The 17,908-nt window shown below is 73.3% G+C and carries 21 protein-coding genes; 13 read left to right on the forward strand and 8 right to left on the reverse strand.

Features of this window, described 5'->3' with window-relative positions; all coding sequences use genetic code 11:
* Window positions 1-39: 39 nt before the first annotated feature.
* From AB0A69_RS22940 to AB0A69_RS22955, 4 genes are all read left to right on the forward strand, one after another.
* The gene (locus tag AB0A69_RS22940; RefSeq protein ID WP_361424940.1) at window positions 40-447 is read left to right on the forward strand and encodes a hypothetical protein; all 408 of its coding nucleotides are present in this window, start codon (window positions 40-42) and stop codon (window positions 445-447) included.
* 120 nt (window positions 448-567) lie between these two features.
* Window positions 568-1,083 (forward strand): NUDIX domain-containing protein, encoded by a 516-nt coding sequence (locus AB0A69_RS22945; RefSeq protein WP_361424943.1) that lies wholly within the window; start codon window positions 568-570, stop codon window positions 1,081-1,083.
* Window positions 1,080-1,751, forward strand: a complete 672-nt coding sequence (locus AB0A69_RS22950) for an HAD-IB family phosphatase (protein WP_361424946.1) — start codon at window positions 1,080-1,082, stop codon at window positions 1,749-1,751. Before AB0A69_RS22945 ends, AB0A69_RS22950 begins: the two co-directional genes overlap by 4 nt.
* Entirely contained in the window at window positions 1,744-2,439 is a 696-nt protein-coding gene (locus AB0A69_RS22955; protein WP_361424949.1) for an SMI1/KNR4 family protein, read from the forward strand. Before AB0A69_RS22950 ends, AB0A69_RS22955 begins: the two co-directional genes overlap by 8 nt.
* A gap of 25 nt (window positions 2,440-2,464) precedes the next feature.
* On the opposite strand, the gene AB0A69_RS22960 is transcribed toward AB0A69_RS22955, so the two are convergent.
* Together AB0A69_RS22960 and AB0A69_RS22965 are read right to left on the reverse strand one after the other, a co-directional pair.
* Window positions 2,465-3,385 (reverse strand): aminoglycoside phosphotransferase family protein, encoded by a 921-nt coding sequence (locus AB0A69_RS22960; RefSeq protein WP_361424952.1) that lies wholly within the window; start codon window positions 3,383-3,385, stop codon window positions 2,465-2,467.
* Between the two features lie 70 nt (window positions 3,386-3,455).
* A complete protein-coding gene (locus AB0A69_RS22965; protein ID WP_361424955.1) occupies window positions 3,456-3,848 on the reverse strand; it encodes a hypothetical protein in 393 nt (130 codons plus the stop codon).
* A gap of 319 nt (window positions 3,849-4,167) precedes the next feature.
* Here AB0A69_RS22965 and AB0A69_RS22970 point away from each other — a divergent pair, with 319 nt between their 5' ends.
* On the forward strand, window positions 4,168-5,091 hold the full coding sequence (locus AB0A69_RS22970; RefSeq protein WP_361424958.1) for an SGNH/GDSL hydrolase family protein: 924 nt from the start codon (window positions 4,168-4,170) through the stop codon (window positions 5,089-5,091).
* Window positions 5,092-5,353: 262 nt separating this feature from the next.
* On the forward strand, window positions 5,354-6,406 hold the full coding sequence (locus AB0A69_RS22975; protein ID WP_361424961.1) for a glucose 1-dehydrogenase: 1,053 nt from the start codon (window positions 5,354-5,356) through the stop codon (window positions 6,404-6,406).
* Window positions 6,407-6,459: 53 nt separating this feature from the next.
* On the opposite strand, the gene AB0A69_RS22980 is transcribed toward AB0A69_RS22975, so the two are convergent.
* Window positions 6,460-7,674 carry a MerR family transcriptional regulator gene (locus AB0A69_RS22980; protein WP_361424964.1) on the reverse strand — a complete coding sequence of 405 codons (1,215 nt, stop codon included), beginning with the start codon at window positions 7,672-7,674 and terminating at the stop codon, window positions 6,460-6,462.
* Window positions 7,675-7,806: 132 nt separating this feature from the next.
* On the opposite strand from AB0A69_RS22980, the gene AB0A69_RS22985 reads away from it, so the two are divergent.
* The 3 genes from AB0A69_RS22985 to AB0A69_RS22995 all read left to right on the forward strand — a co-directional run bounded on the left by AB0A69_RS22985 (window position 7,807) and on the right by AB0A69_RS22995 (window position 10,766).
* Complete coding sequence (locus AB0A69_RS22985; protein WP_361424967.1) at window positions 7,807-9,069, forward strand: MFS transporter; 1,263 nt, start codon at window positions 7,807-7,809, stop codon at window positions 9,067-9,069.
* Window positions 9,070-9,150: 81 nt separating this feature from the next.
* Window positions 9,151-9,357, forward strand: coding sequence for a hypothetical protein (locus AB0A69_RS22990; RefSeq protein ID WP_361424970.1), 207 nt, complete (start codon window positions 9,151-9,153; stop codon window positions 9,355-9,357).
* Between the two features lie 110 nt (window positions 9,358-9,467).
* A complete protein-coding gene (locus tag AB0A69_RS22995; protein WP_361424973.1) occupies window positions 9,468-10,766 on the forward strand; it encodes a phytase in 1,299 nt (432 codons plus the stop codon).
* Between the two features lie 29 nt (window positions 10,767-10,795).
* Here AB0A69_RS22995 and AB0A69_RS23000 read toward each other — a convergent pair whose 3' ends face one another.
* From AB0A69_RS23000 to AB0A69_RS23015, 4 genes are all read right to left on the reverse strand, one after another.
* The gene (locus AB0A69_RS23000) at window positions 10,796-11,236 is read right to left on the reverse strand and encodes a DUF2267 domain-containing protein (RefSeq protein ID WP_361424976.1); all 441 of its coding nucleotides are present in this window, start codon (window positions 11,234-11,236) and stop codon (window positions 10,796-10,798) included.
* Between the two features lie 142 nt (window positions 11,237-11,378).
* Window positions 11,379-12,359 carry a TIGR03557 family F420-dependent LLM class oxidoreductase gene (locus tag AB0A69_RS23005; protein WP_361424979.1) on the reverse strand — a complete coding sequence of 327 codons (981 nt, stop codon included), beginning with the start codon at window positions 12,357-12,359 and terminating at the stop codon, window positions 11,379-11,381.
* A gap of 170 nt (window positions 12,360-12,529) precedes the next feature.
* Complete coding sequence (locus AB0A69_RS23010) at window positions 12,530-12,724, reverse strand: hypothetical protein (RefSeq protein ID WP_361424982.1); 195 nt, start codon at window positions 12,722-12,724, stop codon at window positions 12,530-12,532.
* A gap of 133 nt (window positions 12,725-12,857) precedes the next feature.
* Window positions 12,858-13,805, reverse strand: coding sequence for a GNAT family N-acetyltransferase (locus AB0A69_RS23015; RefSeq protein ID WP_361424985.1), 948 nt, complete (start codon window positions 13,803-13,805; stop codon window positions 12,858-12,860).
* A gap of 83 nt (window positions 13,806-13,888) precedes the next feature.
* Between AB0A69_RS23015 and AB0A69_RS23020 the strand changes: the two genes are divergently transcribed.
* From AB0A69_RS23020 to AB0A69_RS23030, 3 genes are all read left to right on the forward strand, one after another.
* Window positions 13,889-14,173: a hypothetical protein gene (locus AB0A69_RS23020; protein ID WP_361424988.1), complete on the forward strand. Its 285-nt coding sequence runs from the start codon at window positions 13,889-13,891 to the stop codon at window positions 14,171-14,173.
* A 39-nt stretch (window positions 14,174-14,212) separates the two neighbouring features.
* Window positions 14,213-15,283 carry a YihY/virulence factor BrkB family protein gene (locus AB0A69_RS23025; protein ID WP_361424991.1) on the forward strand — a complete coding sequence of 357 codons (1,071 nt, stop codon included), beginning with the start codon at window positions 14,213-14,215 and terminating at the stop codon, window positions 15,281-15,283.
* A 122-nt stretch (window positions 15,284-15,405) separates the two neighbouring features.
* Window positions 15,406-15,849 carry a DUF4383 domain-containing protein gene (locus AB0A69_RS23030; protein WP_361424994.1) on the forward strand — a complete coding sequence of 148 codons (444 nt, stop codon included), beginning with the start codon at window positions 15,406-15,408 and terminating at the stop codon, window positions 15,847-15,849.
* Between the two features lie 19 nt (window positions 15,850-15,868).
* Here AB0A69_RS23030 and AB0A69_RS23035 read toward each other — a convergent pair whose 3' ends face one another.
* Complete coding sequence (locus tag AB0A69_RS23035) at window positions 15,869-16,870, reverse strand: DUF3048 domain-containing protein (protein ID WP_361424997.1); 1,002 nt, start codon at window positions 16,868-16,870, stop codon at window positions 15,869-15,871.
* Window positions 16,871-17,014: 144 nt separating this feature from the next.
* Between AB0A69_RS23035 and AB0A69_RS23040 the strand changes: the two genes are divergently transcribed.
* Window positions 17,015-17,905, forward strand: coding sequence for a YhjD/YihY/BrkB family envelope integrity protein (locus AB0A69_RS23040; protein WP_361425000.1), 891 nt, complete (start codon window positions 17,015-17,017; stop codon window positions 17,903-17,905).
* Window positions 17,906-17,908 lie beyond the last annotated feature (3 nt).

Consider the following 17,908-nt stretch of genomic DNA (forward strand, 5'->3'; position numbering starts at 1 on the left):
GGGCCCCGGGGATCCGGACGAGGGTGCGATGATGCGGCCGTGGTGACGGAGGACGAGTGGGCGGAGATACGGAGGGGCCTGCGCTTCGGTCAGGTCTTCGAGGGCACGGTGGTGAGGGTGCCCCAGCCCGGCGCGACCGGGATCTTCGTGGACATCGGCCTGGGCGTCGGGGGCTTCGTCGACGTCGTGTTGCTGCCGGAGGAGAGTGAGCACTGGCCGGCGGAGGGGACCGTCACCACGTTCCAGATCTGGTGGGCCGACGACCGTCGGCAGGTCCGGCTGAAGCCGTCCGATCCCCGGTACCTGCGACGGGATTTCGCGGAGTTCGTCGCCCGCTTCCGCCCCGGTTGGCCGTCCGACATCGGACACCCCATACCCGAGCTCCGGCCTCCGAGCCTCGATGAGCTGCGGGACGCACTGCGGCAGAGCCCGGAGCCGGGCCTTTAGTAGGTTGAGGGGCCACCCATGACGAGGGTGGCTCAGCGGCACACGAGGGGAACGATGGGGCGCACAGGGCGCGTGGGCGGAGGCGGTTCGGGTGAGGTGCACCGCGACGGATCCGCAGCGGTGACGGGCACCTCCGCGCAGCCTCCCCGGCCGGTCGTCGGGGTCGGAGCCGTACTGCTGCGGCCCGACGGCGCCGTGCTGATCGGGCACCGGATCAAGCAGGGCGAGCCCGCCTCGTGGTGTCTGCCCGGGGGTCACGTGGAGGCCGGGGAGAGCTTCGAGCAGGCCGCCCTCCGGGAGACCGCCGAGGAGAGCGGCATCACGGGGGCGGGCGGCGCGCGGGTGTTCGCCGTGGCCCTGCACACCGAGGGCGACCGCGTCCACATGACGGCGGGTGTGCTGGCCCGGGTCGCGGCCGAGGACGCCGTCGCCTCCGTGTGCGAGCCGGAGGTCTTGGACCGGTGGGTCTGGGCCCGGCCCGAGGATCTGCCCGCGCCGCTGTTCCCGCCGAGCGCGGCGCTGCTCGCCGCCTGGCTGAACCGGCCCGCCCCGGACGGCTGGGCCCTGTACCCGGCGGCCGCGCAGGCCGCCCCGGAGGTCCCGGGCCGCCCGGGCGGCCCGGGGGCGGGGCGTTGAGCCGCCTGCACGTGTTCGACATGGACGGCACCCTGCTGCGCGGCACCACCGCCGGCCTGGAGATCGCCCGCCGCCTGGGCTGCCTGCCGGAGCTGGTCCGGCTGGAGGCGGCCTTCGCGGCGGGAGCCGTGGACACGCGCGGGTTCGCGTCCGAACTGTGCGTGCTGTGGCGGGAGCTGGCCGCCGAGACGGTGGCGGACGTGTTCGCCGGCGCTCCCTGGATCGGCGGGCTGGCGGAGGTGGTCGCGGACATCCGCGAGCGCGGTGAGCACAGTGCCGTCATCACCATGTCCCCCGACTTCTTCGCCGGCCGCCTGACGGCGCTCGGCGTGGACGAGGTCATCGCCTCCGGTTTCCCGCCGCTGCCGTTGCGCGCGGCACCCGACCCGGCGCGGATCCTCACCCCCGCCGACAAGGTCCTCGTCATGGACCGCATCCGTACGGCGCTCGGGCTCGACCGCGACTCCTGCGTCGCGTACGGGGACTCGGGCTCCGACATACCCTTGTTCCGCGAGCTCACCCACACCGTGGCGGTCAACGCCGACGGCGCTCTGCGCCGTCTCGCCCGCTACCGGTACGACGGTGACGACCTGCGCGAGGCGTACCGCACCGCCAGGAGCGCCATGGGGCGTTGTCAGTGCGTGGCCGTAGGGTGCGGGCATGGCTGAAACGTTCGACATCCACGCCGGACTGACCGGGGCGCTGCGCGACCGCGCGAAGGCCTGGCCGTTCATCGCCGGCTTCGCCGCGTACTGGCAGCAGCCGCTGCGCCCCGGCGACGGCTGGAGCCCGGCGGAGGTGGCGGCCGCCGAGCGGCGCCTGGGTCTGCGCCTGCCGGCGGCGCTCCGGGAGACGTACCTGCGTTTTGGGCGTCGCGGGGACCTCACCAGCAACCACGACACGCTGCTGGCACCCGAGGAGTTGTACGTCGTCGACGGCGCGCTCGTGTACCGCGCGGAGAACCAGGGCGCCGCCTGCTGGGGCGTCCTCCTGGACGAGCTCGACGGCGACGACCCCGGCACGGTGATCCGGGCCGACCTGGCGGACGCGTCGCGGGAGCGCTGGGAGCCCTGGGATTCCAGCCTGACCGCCGCGTGCGTCGAGATGGTCATGGCGGAAGTGGTCCTGTTCCCGGACGGGTTCTCCGACTACCTGGAGATCGAGGAGCAGGAGAGCGAAGAGGTGGAGCGGCAGTTCCGGGAACTGCCGCCCGTAGGTCGCGGGACGCGCTGGTTCGCCGGCGAGGACGTCCTGATACGGGAGGTCGAGGGGCTCTGCCTGTATGCCCGGGCGCGTACGGAGGCGGCGCTGGAGGGGCTGCGGGAGGCGGTCCCGGGAGACTGGCTGGAGGGGTGAGGAGAGGTCCCCGGCGGGAGCACGATCATACGGGTGACACCCCGGCGCGTTCCTGATCGGCGAGGATCTCGTGGATGACGTGCCGTGCGATCGACGCCATGGCCGGGTTCGTGTCCCGGTAGTACCGCAGTTCGAGGAGCGCGGTGGACAGCGCCCAGCCGCGCCCCCGGGCCCAGGAGGCGTCGTCGGCCCGGACGGCGTCCCGGAACGTACCGCGGGCCTCGGCCGGCAGGACGTACCAGGCGGCGATCAGGTCGACGGCGGGGTCCCCCAGGCCCACGCACCCGAAGTCGATGACGGCGCTGAGCCGGCCGTCGACGGTCAGCAGGTTGCCCGGCTGGAGGTCGGCGTGGATCCAGACCGGCGGACCGGACCAGGCGGGGGCGCGCAGAGCCGCGTCCCAGGTGCCGGTCGCGCCGTGCGCCGCGTCGGGGCCCAGGATTCCGTGCAGGTGCGCGATCGCGGCGCGGGTCTCGGTGTCCCTCGCGGCCAGGGCTTCGCTGCGGTACGAGGCGGGGCCGCCGACGGTGTCGAGGCCGTGCAGCGCGGCGGCGAACTCCGCGAGGTCGCGGGCGAAGGCGTCCGGTGCGGCGAGCCGCCCGAGGGCGGGGTTCTCGCCGTCGAGCCAGCGGTAGACGGACCACGGCCACGGATAGCCCTCGGCGGGGCACCCCTTGCCCAGCGGTACGGGGATGGGTACGGGGAGCTCCGGGGCCAGCCGCGGCAGCCACGTGTGCTCCCTCGCCACATCACCGGCCGCCCCCGCCGTGCGGGGCAGCCGGACGACCATGTCCTCGCCCAGCCGGTACATGGCGTTGGACGTACCCGCCGAGGCGACCGGCGCGACCGGCAGCCCTGCCCACCGCGGAAACCGCGCGCTGATCAGCCGGTGTACGAGCGCCTCGCCGGTGTCCGGCTCGTCCGCGTGCATCTTCGCGGCGCACATGGGTTCCTCCAGGGGTGGGTGCGGGGGTGGGGCGGCCGGGGCCGGGCTCTCGGCCCTCGGCCTCTCGGCTCTAGAAGAGGCCGACTCTGCTCGGCGGAATGAAGACATGAGCGGCCCGGTGCTCGGCGGCGACCAGCTCGTCACCGGTCGTGCCCTTCCGGGCGAGCCATCGCTGGTGATCGGCGCAGCGCGCGCAGCCCCCCAGCCAGTCGGGCAGCAACTCCCGGTGGGCGGTCGCCAGATGGTGTGCGAGACGGATCTGTGAGCCCGGGCCGCTGTCGAACGGGTCGTAATCCACGCCGGGTTCCACGGTGAGGCTGAGGATGTCGATCTCCGCCAGGGTGCGTTTCATCGCTGAGTAGATGCGGACACAGTCCGCGCAGTCGAACATCCAGGCGGGAGGCAGGGGCCACTCGTCATCGGGATTGATGCCGTCATCGGGATTGACGTCGTCGGTACTCATACCCGTCACCGTAGGAGCTGACGGCCACAGGGTGGGGCCGCTTGCCGATGTTCGGGCGCCGCATCGAAGAGCTCGGCGACGAGGGGCTCGGGCAGACAAGTATCCAATTGAACCACTTCCTGCGAGATCCCTTGACGGGCCGTCACTCCGACCTCATATTACGTGCCAGTACGACTGATCAGTAACTGCGCGCGCAGTGCCCTCGCGGTGTCATGGGGCAGGCGGACGGGCCCGCCTCGCCTCCATGACGCCGTGCGCCTCGCCGAACCGTCCCGACCGCCAACGGCAGGCGCTCCCTCCCCACTTGAGAGGCACCGTCATGCGATCAGTTCCGTCGAGCCGCCGTACCGGCGCCCCCAGCCGTACCCGTACCCGTACCCGCACCCGCACCCGGGCCGTCCTCACCCTCACGGCCACCGCTGCCGCCCTCGCGACCGCGGCCGGGGCCGGCGCGAGTCCCGCCGTCGCCGAGGAGGCCGCGGTCAACCGCTATGTCGCCCTGGGTGATTCGTACGCCTCGGGAGCCGGCGTACCGGACCAGACCGACTCCACCTGCACGCGCTCCAGCCGCAACTACCCCGCGCTGCTGAACGCCGCGCTGACGCCCGCCGCCCACAAGGACGTCACCTGCGGCGGTGCCACCACCGTGCACCTGACATCGGCGCAGCACGCCTCCACACCCCCGCAGTTCGACGCGCTCAGCGCCGACACCGACCTGGTCACCCTCACCGTGGGCGGCAACGACATCGGCTTCGCCAACATCATCGTCCGCTGCGTGAGCCTGGGCCTGTTCAACATGTCGGGCTCCCCCTGCAAGACCAGCTACACCTGGACCGGAACCGACCGACTGGCCCAGACCATCAACGCCACCGCCCCCAAGATCGCCGCCGCCGTCCAGGGCATCCGCGAGCGCTCCCCGCAGGCGAGGATCCTGATCACGGGATACCCCGCGATCCTGCCGGACGACGGCACCAACTGCCCGTCGGTGGTCTCCATCGCCAAGGGCGACGCCCCGTGGCTGCGCGACACCCACAAGCGCCTCAACAGCATGATCGCCGCGCAGGCCGCCGCGCACGGCGCGGTCTACGTCGACACGTACACCAAGTCCATAGGCCATGACGCGTGCAAGCCGGCCGGGACCCGCTGGATGGAGCCGCTCAGCACGAACGCCGCCGCTCCGTTCCACCCCAACGCCGCCGGTGAGCAGGCCATGGCCGACGCGGTCCTCGCCGCCGTCGACTGAGCCGCCGACCCCACGGCTTCCGCCGGCTCGCGCAGTCCCGGTGAGCCGGCGGATCGGCGGGCCGGCGGATCGGCGGGCCGGCGGATCGGCGGGCCGGCGGACGTCGGGTGACGGGTGGCGGAGGCGTGTCCGACGCGTCCCGCGGACTGTTTCGGCCGTTTGGCACCCTTTGGCCGGGTACCCGCGAGAAGCCAGGCGTGGTGCAGTGGTCGCGTGCGCCCGGCCGCTGCACCCCGAGTTCCGCATGCCCAGGGAGAAGCCGATGCGCGCTGTCACCGTCCGTCCCTCGTCCCCCCAATCCCTGGAGGTGAGGGACGTCCCCGAGCCGGTCCCGGGCCGTGGCGAGCTGCTGGTGCAGGGTCTGGCGGTGGGGGTCTGCGGCACGGACAAGGAGATCCTGGCCGGCGCGTACGGGTGGGCTCCACCGGGCGAGGAGCGGCTGGTGCTGGGGCACGAGTCGCTGGGGCGGGTACGCGAGGCCCCGCCGGGCAGCGGGTTCGACGCGGGCGACCTGGTGGTCGGTGTGGTGCGCCGCCCCGACCCGGAGCCGTGCGGGGCCTGCGCCCACGGCGAGTTCGACATGTGCCGCAACGGCCGCTACACCGAGCGCGGCATCAAGGAGCGTCACGGGTACGGCAGCGAGTCCTGGACCGTGGAGAGCGACTACGCGGTCAGGCTCGACCCCGGCCTGGAGGAGGTCGGCGTGCTGCTGGAGCCCACCACCGTGGTCGCCAAGGCGTGGGAGCAGGTGGAGCGCGTGGGCGGCCGGGCCTGGTTCGAACCGCGGCGCGCCCTGGTGACGGGGGCCGGGCCGATCGGACTGCTGGCCGCGCTCCTCGGCGTACAGCGCGGACTGGAGGTACACGTCCTCGACCGGGTGACGTCCGGCCCGAAGCCGGACCTGGTGGCCGGCCTCGGGGCGACGTACCACAGCGAGGACATCGACCGGGTGACCTCCTCCGTACGGCCCGACGTGGTGATCGAGGCGACCGGGGCCGGGCACCTGGTCTTCGACGCGATGGCCGGGACGGCCCCATACGGCATCGTGTGCCTGACGGGCGTGTCGCCCCAGGGGCGGCAGCTGTCCGTCGACGCGGGCACCATCAACCGGGAGCTGGTGCTGGAAAACGACGTGGTCGTGGGCTCCGTCAACGCCAACCTGCGCCATTACCGCCACGCCGCCGAGGCACTCGCCAAGGCGGACCGGGACTGGCTGGAGCGCACGATCACCCGGCGGGTGCCGCTGGAGCGCGCCGAGGAGGCCTTCGCCGCGCAGGACGACGACATCAAGGTCGTCATCGACCTGACGGGCTGAGCCTCCGAGCCCCTGCCCGCCCGCGCGGGGCTACGGCCGGCGCCGCTGCGTCCTCATTCCTCCGCCTCCCGCGTCGCGAGGAGGAGCGCGAGCGCGTCGCTGTCCCGGCCCTCGGCCTCGGCCCGCATGCCCTGGGCGCACAACCGGACGACGGGGTTCTCGGCGTTCACGCGGCCTTCTCTCTGACGGGCATCACGAGCGTGGTGAAGCTTCCCTGGTCGGCGGAGCGGACCACGACCGGCTCCGAGGGTGAGGAGACCTCCAGGAGCACGTCGGGCCCGACCCCGGCATCGAGCGCCGCGAGCAGCACCTCGGGGTCGAAGGAGACGCGCGGCGGCTCCCCGGTGCGGATGGCGCGCTGGGGCACGGGCGCCGCGCCGGGGCGACAGCAGGAGGTGCTGGTCCTCGGTGGACAGTGTGACGGGGCCGCCTTCCCCGGTCGTGGCGAGTTCCGCGCGCAGGGCGGTCCGGTCCGCGATGATCCGCGTCCGGGGCGCCGGCAGCCCGTCCAGGACCAGGCGGTAGTCGGGGAAGGGCCCGCCGACGGGCGTCACGGCCCGGGTGTGGCCGTCGCCCGTGAGGCGTGTGCCGCCTCCGCCGTCGGTCTCGATCACGATCTCGGACCGGCGTACGGCCCAGGACGCCAGCTCCCTCATGGCGCGGGCGTCGATCAGGAGGTGCCGGGGCCCGCCCTCGATCGCGAGCGGCCGCAGCGTCCGGACGGCCAGCCGGTAGCGGTCCGTGGCCACCAGCCGTACCTCCTGGCCGTCGAGTTCGACGAGGACGCAGCCGAGGGCGGGGAACTCCTCCCGCAGGGCCGCGCCTGCGACGGCGGGCGCCACCTGCCGTACCGCACTCGCCAGTTCCGCTCCCCCGATACGCGCCCGGGTCCACGTCCCGGCGGCGCTGTCCCCCACGCCGCCGCCGAGAACCTCCCCGATCACCGACCGGGCCGCGTCGGCCGCCTCCCGCGCCTTCCGCGCATGCGCCTCGAGCACCGCGCGCGCCTCCTCCGGAGGGCCGTCGAGCACCAGCGAGGCGTCGGTGAGCGGTACCCCGGCCTCCCGCAGGCGCCGCATCAGCGAAGCGCGGGGCTCCTGGCCGGGCGCGTAGTAGCGGTAGCCCGTCACCTCGTCGACCCGGGCCGGGCACAGTACGCCGCAGTCGTCGTAGAACCGCAGCGCGCTCGGTGCGAGTCCCACTCTGCGCGCGAAGGCGCCGATGCTCAGCAGGCCGTCGTTGTCGTCGGAACCGTCGTTGTCGTCCATGTCTGCGAGTGTCGGCGTTCAAGCGACTTGAAGGTCAAACCCTATGCTGCTGCCCATGCCGATACGCAGATGCACGCACCACGCACATGGTTCCGCGCCCGCACGCCCCTCCGGCCGCGCGGTGGACCGGCCGTGACCGCGGCGCCCACCGCCGTACGCCGCCGGATACTGGCCGACCTGACCCCCCTGCGGTCCTCGGTGCACTTCCGGCGTCTGTGGTTCGGGAACACCGTCTCCTGGGTCGGTCAGGGCATGACGACCCTGGCGATCTCCCTCCAGGTGTACGACATCACCGGCTCCACCTTCTCGGTCGGCCTGGTCGGCCTGTTCTCCCTCGTACCGCTGCTGTTCTTCGGCCTGTACGGCGGCGCCGCCGCCGACACGATGGACCGGCGCAAGCTCGGACTCGGCAGCGCCACCGGCTCGGCCGTGCTGTCCGCGGCGCTCACCGCGGCCACGCTCGCCGGGTTCCACCACGTCTGGTTCCTGTACGGGATCGTCGCGCTGCAAGCGGTCTGCCAGGCGCTGAACGGGCCCGCCCGAAGCTCCATGATCCCGAGGCTGCTGCCGCCCGAGCAGCTGCCGGCCGCCAACGCGCTCAGCTCGATGACGATGACGTCCGGCACACTGGTCGGGCCCATGCTGGGCGGCTTCATCGTCGGCCTGTGGGGGTACGAGGCCGCCTACCTGGTGGACACCGTCACCTTCGGCGCCGCCCTGTACGCGATGTGGCGACTGCCCGCCATGCTCCCGGACCGGAAGGGCGGCGAGGACGGCGCCCGACGGGCCTCGGTCCTCGACGGGCTGCGCTTCCTCGGCACCCGGCCCAACCTGCGGATGACGTTCTTCTCGGACCTCTGCGCGATGATCCTCGCCCACCCCCGGGCCCTGCTGCCGGCCGTCGCCGTCCTCTGGTACGGCGGTGACGCGCGCACCACCGGGCTGCTCGTGGCCGCGCCCGCCTTCGGCGCGCTCCTGGGCGGACTGTTCTCGGGGTGGCAGGGCCGGATCCGGCGGCACGGGCTCGCGGTGCTCCTCGCGGTGGCCTCGTGGGGGACCGCCGTCGCGGTCTTCGGGCTGACGCGCGAGCTGTGGCTGGGCGTGCTCTTCCTCGCGCTCGCCGGGTTCTCGGACACGGTCAGCATGGTCTTCCGCAACACCATGCTCCAGGCGGCGGTGCCCGACGACATGCGCGGGCGTCTGCAGGGCGTGTTCCTCATCGTCGTCGCGGGCGGCCCGCGCCTCGGTGACTTCGTCGCGGGATCGGTGGCCGACCTGACCACACCCGCGCTCGCCGTGACGGGCGGCGGCGTCGCCTGCGTGGTGGCGGTGGGGCTGCTGGCACTGCGCTGGCGCGGGTTCGCGCGGTACGACGCGCGCGATCCGGCGCCATGAGACCGGCCGCGGCGCCACCCGTACATCCGTACGAGGCGGGTCGGTCGTGACGCCGGGCGGGGTTTCGCGGTTGAACAGGGCATGAAGAAGCGCAGCATGCTCGCCGTCGCGTCCCTCGCCGTCGGAGCGGCGGTCGCCGCCCTCAGCCCCGCTCCCTCCGCCCAAGCGGCGCCCGGCGGCGGCGGGTTGAGCACCCCGGACCTCCTCGGCCCCCTGGAGTCGGCCACCACGAGCCTCGACGGCGAGGCGGCGCCGGGAGAGGCCGAGGGCGACACACCGGACGCGTAGGTTCACGCGCCGTACACCTCCTTCACGGGCGGAAGACGACCCGGCGACGCGGGAACCGACCAAGATCCCTGGCCGAAGGTGTCATGTTCCCGGCATGAAGGAGTTCGTGCGTGATCAGGGTCCGTCGTACCCCCCCGGCCGTCCTCGCATCGGTCGCCGCGCTCGCGGCGCTGGCGTCGCTGACCGCCACCGCCCCGCCCGCACAGGCGGGCGGTGGTGGCGCCGAGGCGCTGCCGTCCGTCACCCCCAGGGCCGAGACGCCCACCCTGTACGACGACGAAGCGGGCGGCAACGCCGACGCGGACGACCCCGCCATCTGGCGCAACGCCGCCGATCCCGGCCGCAGTCTGGTCATCGGCACCGCCAAGGAGGGCGGCCTGCGGGTCTACGACCTCGACGCCCGGCCCGTGCAGTCCCTCGCGACACCGCCCGGCGGCCGGTTCAACAACGTCGACCTCGTCCACGGTCTGCGGCTGCCCACCGGGCGCGCCGACGTCGCCGTCACCACCGACCGCGGCAACGACCGGCTGCGCGTCTACCGCATCCGGCCCGGTGCGCCCGGCGGCCCGCTCGTCGACGTCACCGACCCCGCCGCGCCGCCCGTCTTCTCCGCCGACGAGAGCGAGATCGAGGAGCAGCGGACCGCGTACGGTCTGGCCACCTGGACCGACCGCGCGACCGGCCGCTCGTACGCCCTCGTCAGCCGCCGCGAGCGCACGAGCATCGCGCTCCTGGAGCTGACGGCCGGTGCCGACGGCACGGTGGGCTACCGCAAGGTGCGGACCGTGGACCTGCCCTCCGCCTTCCGGCTCCCGGACGGGTCGACCTGGTCCCCGTGCGCCGAGCCGGGCGAACTGCCGCAGGTCGAGGGCATGGTGGTCGACCCGGCCAACGGCGTGCTGTACGCCGGTCAGGAGGACGTCGGCATCTGGCGCCTGAGCGCCGACCTCACCACGGCGCCGCGGCTGATCGACCGCGTACGCGAGTACGGCGTGCCGGCGGTGTACGACGAGCCGAGCGACGAGTGCGTGGCGGGGGCCGATCCGGGGTTCGGCGGCTCGCGGCTGTCGGCCGATGTCGAGGGGCTGACCCTGCTCACCGAGGCGGACGGCGACGGCTACCTCCTCGCCTCCAGCCAGGGCGACGACACCTTCGCCCTCTACGACCGTGAGGTGGCGGACGCCAACGAGTACGAAGGCGGCTTCCGCGTCACGGCCGCGTCCTCCGTCCTGGACGGATCGGAGGAGTGCGACGGCGCCGCCGTGCTCAACGCCCCGCTGGGCACGCGGTACCCGCGCGGGCTCCTCGTCGTCCAGGACGGGCACGACACCCCGGGCGACGGCGACCGCGCGGCCACCGGCTTCACGTTCGTGGACCTCGGTGACGTGCTGGACGCCGTGGAGGACTGACCGGCCCGGGCCCGTCCCCTTGCCCGCTCTCAGGCGGCCTGGGGGCGGGTCAGCTGCGCCTGGCCGAACAGCAGGGCGTAGCCGTCGGGGAGTCGTGTCAGCAGACGGTCGAGGAGTTCCGGGCCGGCGAGACGGGCGACGGCGCGGAGCACCGAGCCGGTGTCCCAGCGGGCGGCGCCCAGGCCGGCGCCGGTGCGGGCGGCGATCTGCTGGACGAAACCGAATCCGGACACGGCCGTGGTCGCGGGGATCTGCGAGGCGAACTCGCGCGCCGCTTCTGCGGGGAGCCGCTGCGCGAGTTCCACTCTCTCGTCTCCGGTCACCTGGCGGCCGAGCTCCGCCAGCACGCTGCGCGTGATGGCGTCCGCCTGCGCCCGTGTGGCGTACAGGCCGTTGCGCTTCACGAGGTCGACCAACTCGTCGTACGAGAGGGGCGTGTGGGACCGCGGGGCCGGGACGGTGGTGAGCATGGGTGTGCGAGTCGCCTTTCTCGTCTTCCTCACTGCGTGGGATGCCCTACGGCTTTCTATATAGCTCGCCCACCAGAAAGTTGACAACCCTCGACTCAGCGTCGACGTGCAGGCCTTGCATCAGGCCCGCATCAGGCCGCGTTCAGCCGGTTTCCCCGTCGGCCTTCAGCTGACGCATCCGCAGATCGAGTTCGCTGCGGTAGAAGTCGATGAAACCGTCCGGGTCGGGGCCCGCGTTCTGCATGACCAGGCGGTCGAAGCCCGCGTCGACAAAACCCTGCGCCACTTCCACGTAGCGCTCGGGGTCGCTTCCGCAGGCGAACCGGCCGAGGATGTCCTCCTCGCGCACGGTCGTCGTGGCGGCGTCGAAATTCACGGGGTTGGGCAGCTCGCTCATCACCTTCCACCCCGTCACCGCCCACCGGGAGGTCTCCAGCGCGGCGCGGGCCGCGGTGTGCTCGTCGGGGGCCCACGCCATCGGGACCTCCGCGTACCGCGGGCCGCCGCCGCCCGCCTCGCGGTACTGGCGGACGATGTCGGCCTTGGGTTCGGTGGCGAAGAGGCCGTCCCCGAGTTCGGCGGCGATCCGGGTGGAGGCCGCGCCGCTCGCGGCGACGGCGATGAGGGGCGGCTCGGCGGGCAGGTCGAAGACGCGGGCGTCGGCGAGGCGCAGGTGTTTGCCCTCGTACGAGCGGTAGCCGCCGCGCCACAGCAGGCGGATGATCTCCAGGGCCTCGCGGAGCAGCTCGTGGCGGGTGCTGACGGCGTCGGGGAAGCCGGTGCCGACGACGTGCTCGTTGAGCCGCTCACCGGAGCCGACGCCGAGGACGAAGCGGCCCTCCGACAGGACGGCGAGGGTCGCGGCCGCCTGCGCGATGATCGCGGGGTGGTAGCGCACGGTCGGGCAGGTGACACCGGTCGCCAGTCCGATCCGGCTGGTCCGGGCGGCGATGGCGCCCAGCACCGTCCAGGCGAACGGCGAGTGCCCCTGGTTGTCCAGCCAGGGGTGGAAGTGGTCGCTGATCTCGACGAAGTCGAACCCCGCCTCCTCCGCCAGGACCGCCTGCCTGACCAGTTCACCGGGTCCGAAGGACTCTGCCGCGAGCTTGTAACCGATCTCCATGGGGCTGAGGGGTACCCCGCCGGGCACGGCCGTAACAGGACGGCGGCGAACGGGTGAGGGCGGGGCGGAGCGCGGTCGGGGCGGGGGTGTGGGCGGTCCGCACCGTTGTGCAGCCCGCCGGGACCTCCGTACGCCGCGGGTCGGCCCGCCGGCCGTCAGCCCGTCGCGCGTCAGCCCGTCGGCGCGGGCGGGAAGGGCATGCGGGGCGTGTACGCCTGGCGCCCGCCCAGCCCGCTGAAGTCCATGGCGCGGCCCACCTGCGTGAGGGTCTCCTCGGCGACGCGGCGGACGTCGGTGGGGACGTCTCCTCTTTCCGCTATCAGCCTGTCGTAGATCGGGGCATCGCCCAGTACAGCGGAGTCCATGTCGAAATACCTTTCCGGTAAAGCGTGTTGGTCGCTCGTCGCTCGCCCCGCCGCTGGGGTAAGCCGGGCACGAGTGTACGGGCCCATGATCCGCCGTGGGGGGCGTGCGGGCGCCTCGGGGGCCTCTTCCCGGTCAGGCCGCCACGGGAAGCCTCACCTCCCAGGTGTCGACGGCGTACTCCCTCCGCATCCCGTGCGCCTCGTAGAGCCGCAGGGCGCCCGTCGTGTTGAGCGTGTCCACGCCCAGGCCCAGCGTCCGGCGGCCCAGGGCCGCGTACGCGCCGAAGGCGTGCCGCAGGAGGTGGCCGCCGAGGCCCCGGCCGCGTACGTCCTCGCGGACGCCGAGGTTGTTCACCCAGGCCATGGACTCGCGGTCGTTGCGGCTGACGAGGACGGCGGCGTCGCCGGCGCCCTCCAGGGCGGCGATCCAGACGAGTGACCAGTCGCACTGCGCGGCGTCCATGTCGTGGCGCCACTGCTCGTACGTACGGCTCCGGTGGTCGAAGTGCCCGGCGAACGTCTCCTCGACGAGGGCGTGGGCGCGGCGGCGGTCGGCCTCGTCGGTGCAGTCGCGCAGCGTCACCCCGGCGGGCGGCTCGGGCACCGGGTCGCCCTGCGGCGAGATGGCCCGGCTCATGACGTGGTAGCGCCGCACCCGCCGCCAGCCCCGGGCGTCGAGCAGGGCGGTGTCGGTGGTGGGCTCGTGGTTGAGGTGGAGGTGGACGACCGCCCGGTGCGCGCCGCTGCGGGCCGCCCGCGTGCGGGCCCGCCCCTCGGCCAGCTCCAGCAGCCGTTCGCCGGCGGCCTGGTGCGCGGGCAGGACGTAGTGGTCGATGTTCACGCGCTCGGCCCTCGTGGCGGGCAGCACGAGCGCGTAGGCGACGAGCCGGCCGTTCTCGAAGGCGAGCCACGAGTCCTCGGCGAGGTCGACGTCGGGGTGGGCGAGGTCGGCCTCGACGCTGTGCAGCTCGGTGTCGGGCGCGCCCGTTTCGATCGTGTCGACGGCGTTGAGCAGCTCGCATATCAGCGGCGCGTCGTCCGTCCGGGCGGCCCGGACGGTCCATGGGGGTGCTTGGTGCATCGGATCACTGTCGGCGCCCGGCGGCACGGCGAGCAAACCGTTTTACGGGTGCCGAAAGGGACCGGCGGGAGAACACTGGCTCCATGAACGACGTTCTGCGTGACTTCCTGTCGGCCCTCACCTCCGCCAGCCGGGCGCGCGTCCAGCGGGAACCGGAGGAGCGGCAGCAGCAGCTCGCCGAGCGGTGGCGGGAGCGCCTCTCCGGGGGCGGCCGGACGCCCGAGCGGCCGGGGGACGGCTTCCTCGTCCCCGACATGTCCCAGGCGGAGCGGGAGGCCGAGTACGTGGCCGCCACCCTGGAACCCCTGGAGAGCGGGGGGACCGGCGGCGGCACCGGGGAGGATCCGGACGCGCCGCGGGAGGGTTGAACCACCGTCCCAGCGGTTACTCGCGGATCCATGGCACGGATGACGAAACGGCAGCACAGGAACGAACCGGAGCCCCCCGTCACCGGCCCCGGCCAGGGCGGCGGCGGCCACCGCGACGTTCACCGCGACGACCGCCCCGGGCCCGACCCCGAGGTCGAGGACAGGGCACCCGACGAGCCCACCGACATGCCCAAACGGTCCTGGGGGGCCGTGCTGCGGCGGACGCTCGCGGAGTTCAAGGACGACGAGCTCGCCGACCGGGCCGCGGCCCTGACGTACTACGGCGTGCTCTCGCTCTTCCCGGCCCTGCTGGTCCTCGTCTCGCTGCTGGGCCTCGCGGGCGACTCGGTCACCCGGTCGGTGCTGGACAACCTGCAGAAGTTCGCGCCCGGCGCGGCGCGGGACGTCATCACCAACGCGGTGCAGCAGCTGCAGGGCTCGGCGGGGGTCGGCTCGATCATGGCCGTGGTCGGTCTGCTGGCCGCGGTGTGGTCGGCCTCCGGTTACATCGCGGCGTTCATCCGCGCCTCCAACGCGGTGTACGACATGCCCGAGGGCCGCCCGGTGTGGAAGGTGATGCCGCTGCGGCTGGCGCTCACCGTCACGCTGATGGTGCTGGCGCTGGTCAGCGCGCTGATCGTGGTCTTCACCGGCACGCTCGCCCGGCAGGCGGGTACGGCGCTGGGTCTCGGTGACACCGCGATGACCGTGTGGTCCATCGCGAAGTGGCCGGTCCTGGTCCTCCTCGTCACCATCATGATCGCGATCCTGTACTGGGCCGCGCCCAACGCCCGGGGCCGCGGCTTCCGCTGGATCACACCGGGAAGCCTGGTCGCGCTGCTCATCTGGATGGTGGCCTCCGGCGGCTTCGCCCTGTACGTGGCGAACTTCGGTTCGTACAACAAGACCTACGGCACCCTCGCCGGCGTGATCATCTTCCTGATCTGGCTGTGGATCACGAACCTGGCGGTCCTGCTGGGCCTGGAGTTCGACGCGGAGCTGGCCCGGCAGCGCGCCATCGACGGCGGCCATCCGGAGAACGAGGAGCCGTACGTGGAGCCGCGCGACACCAGCAAGTGGACCGACGAGGACCGCCGCCGCATGGAGTGACCCCCGCCCGGACGAGACGGGGCGGGGTCCCTGAGCACATGGTGCCGATCCGGGGGTACCCGGGCGCTGCGGGCCCGTACGGCGGGCCCCGAGGCACCGCCCCGGAAAGGGAGGCTTCCGTCATGACCAGCGCACCCCGTATGACCTCCACGCCCCGCAGTCCCGTGCAGCAGGCAGCGCTCCTGGTGGGGGTGGTCTTCCTGCTGGTGGCGGTACTGGGCTTCATCCCGGGCATCACCACCGACTACGGCTCGATGGAGTTCGCGGAGCACCACTCCGAGGCCAAGCTGCTGGGCGTCTTCCAGGTGTCGATCCTGCACAACCTCGTGCACCTGCTGTTCGGCATCGCGGGCCTCGTCATGGCGCGGTCCGTGTCCGGCGCCCGGTCGTTCCTCATCGGCGGCGGGGTCGTCTACCTGGCGCTGTGGCTGTACGGGCTGTTCATCGACCACGACAGCGGCGCCAACTTCATCCCCGTCAACACGGCCGACAACTGGCTGCACTTCGCCCTGGGAGCCCTGATGGTCCTCCTGGGCGTGGTACTGACCCGGCGTCGCCGCGCCTAGGGCCTGGCTTAAACAGGCCCTAGCGGGCGGTGAGCAGAACCCACACCTGACCGGGCGCGAAGTTCAGCCGCTGCCCGGCGGGCGTGGTGAAGGTGGTGCCGCTCTCGGCCGCGGGCCTGCTCCACCGGGCGTCGTGGGCCCGGCCGTCGCGCAGGACCAGCGCGCTGCCGGAGCCGACGGTCTCGGTGTACGGCGAGACGCTGCCGGACCGGTCGCGGAACTTCGAGGGCCGCACCTCCACGTGCTGCACCACGACGGTGGGGGCGCCCATCCGGCCGCCGTCCGTGGTCCGGGCGGGCGTGCCGTCCATCGCCACCTGCCAGCGCTTGCCGCTCTCCGACCAGGTGAAGGTGTAGCGCGCCGCCGGGTAGCGGACCGTGTGCTCGTTGACCTGCCGGCCGCCCGCCGGGGCGGCGCCGAAGCGGAACCCGATGTCGCGCGCCTTGTCGGCCTGCGGCGCGGCGGCCAGGGCACGGTCGGGGCGCAGGTAGAGGTTGTACGGCGCCGGGCGGTCGCCGCCACGGAAGTAGGTGCCCGGCGCGTCCGACGGGGTGAGCGGGAAGAGGGGCGCGGCGTCGATGAGGGGCCGGAGCTTCGACTGTGCGCCGGAGTACGCCAGCGCGGGGCGGCCGAACTGCCGCAGCAGTTCCAGGTCCGACTCGCGCGCGCTGCGCACCGGCCCGACCGTCGGGGGCTGCCTGGAGGAGAAGACGGCGAGGATGCGGCTCTGCCCGGCCTCGACCTGTTCGACGTAGACGATGTCCGCGGCGCCGAGTCCGGTGTGCGGGCGCGCCGGAAGCACGTTGTCGATCTTGACGGCGAGCACCGGCGTACCGGAGCGGGCGGGAAGCCCGGTGAAGGGTGAGACGCCGGCCGGGGCGGAGGCGGGCGGTGTGGACGGCTTCGGGGGTTCCTGCCGGGGCTCGGAGGAGGAGCAGCCGTAGAGCCCGGCGGACACGGCGGCGCACACCGCCACGGCGATCCCTGCCGCTGCTGGTCCCGGCTTGCGCTTCGTACCCATCGGCCCAGCTCCCTGCCCACCCTCAGTGCACCACGAAAAAGGCCGCTGGGACAGAGGCGGGCGGGGGTATCCGCGCGAGCGTCCATTCGGGGCCTCCTCCGCGACCTGCCGTAGCGGCGGGCGTCGTCGGGGTATGCGACTTCCATGCCCGAGAAGTCTTCCGGTGCCGAGGGCCGGCGGTGGTGGGCCGGCCGGCTGGACCGGCTCGGCCGGCTGTACGGCGCCTTCCACGGCTCGGCCGCCGGGCGCGGGTGGCGGCGGGGCAGCGAGCTGGAGCTGATGCACCGGGCCATGGGGTTCGCGGCGATCGGGCTGCTGACCCTGGTGCCGCTGCTCATCGTGGTCGCGGCGGCCGATCCGGCGAACGGGCAGGGCTTCGCGGACTGGATCTCGGACGGGCTGGGCGTGTCGACCCCGGCGGACATGGAGGTGCGGCGGCTGTTCGCGACGCCGGGGAGGGCGCTGGAGTCGACGACCGGGTTCGGTATCGCGGCGCTGGCGGTCTTCGGGATGACCTTCGGCGGTGTCGTCCAGACGGGGTACGAGAAGGTGTGGGGGCTGCCCGCGGCGCGCTGGCACACCATGTGGCGGCACGGCGTGTGGCTCGCCGTCCTCATCGGGTACCTGCTGCTCTCGGCGCACGTGGCCACGCGCACGGCGGACGCCGGGGATCTGGCCTGGCGGGCCGCGGTGGCCGTGGTGAGCGCGGTGCTGTTCTTCTGGTGGTCGCAGCGGCTGCTGCTGGGCGGGCGGCTGCCCTGGCGGGCGCTGCTGCCGGGTGCGGTGGCGACCGTGATCGGACTGGCGGGGCTGCGGGGCTTCTCGCGGCTGGTGTTCTCCCCGCTGATCGCCTCGAACACGGTGGCGTACGGCCCCGTCGGCACCATGCTGGTCGTCCAGTCCTGGCTCGTGGGGGTCGGCTTCGTGGTCTTCGGCGGCTCGCTGGTGGGGCGCCTGCTGTACGAGGAGCGCTGGCACCTGGAGCGGACCGCGCGACGGTGGCGGGACCGTCTCCGGGCGCGGCGGCGGCCGTAGCCC

The sequence above is a fragment of the Streptomyces sp. NPDC045431 genome (genome assembly GCF_040646655.1).
GTDB lineage: Bacteria > Actinomycetota > Actinomycetes > Streptomycetales > Streptomycetaceae > Streptomyces.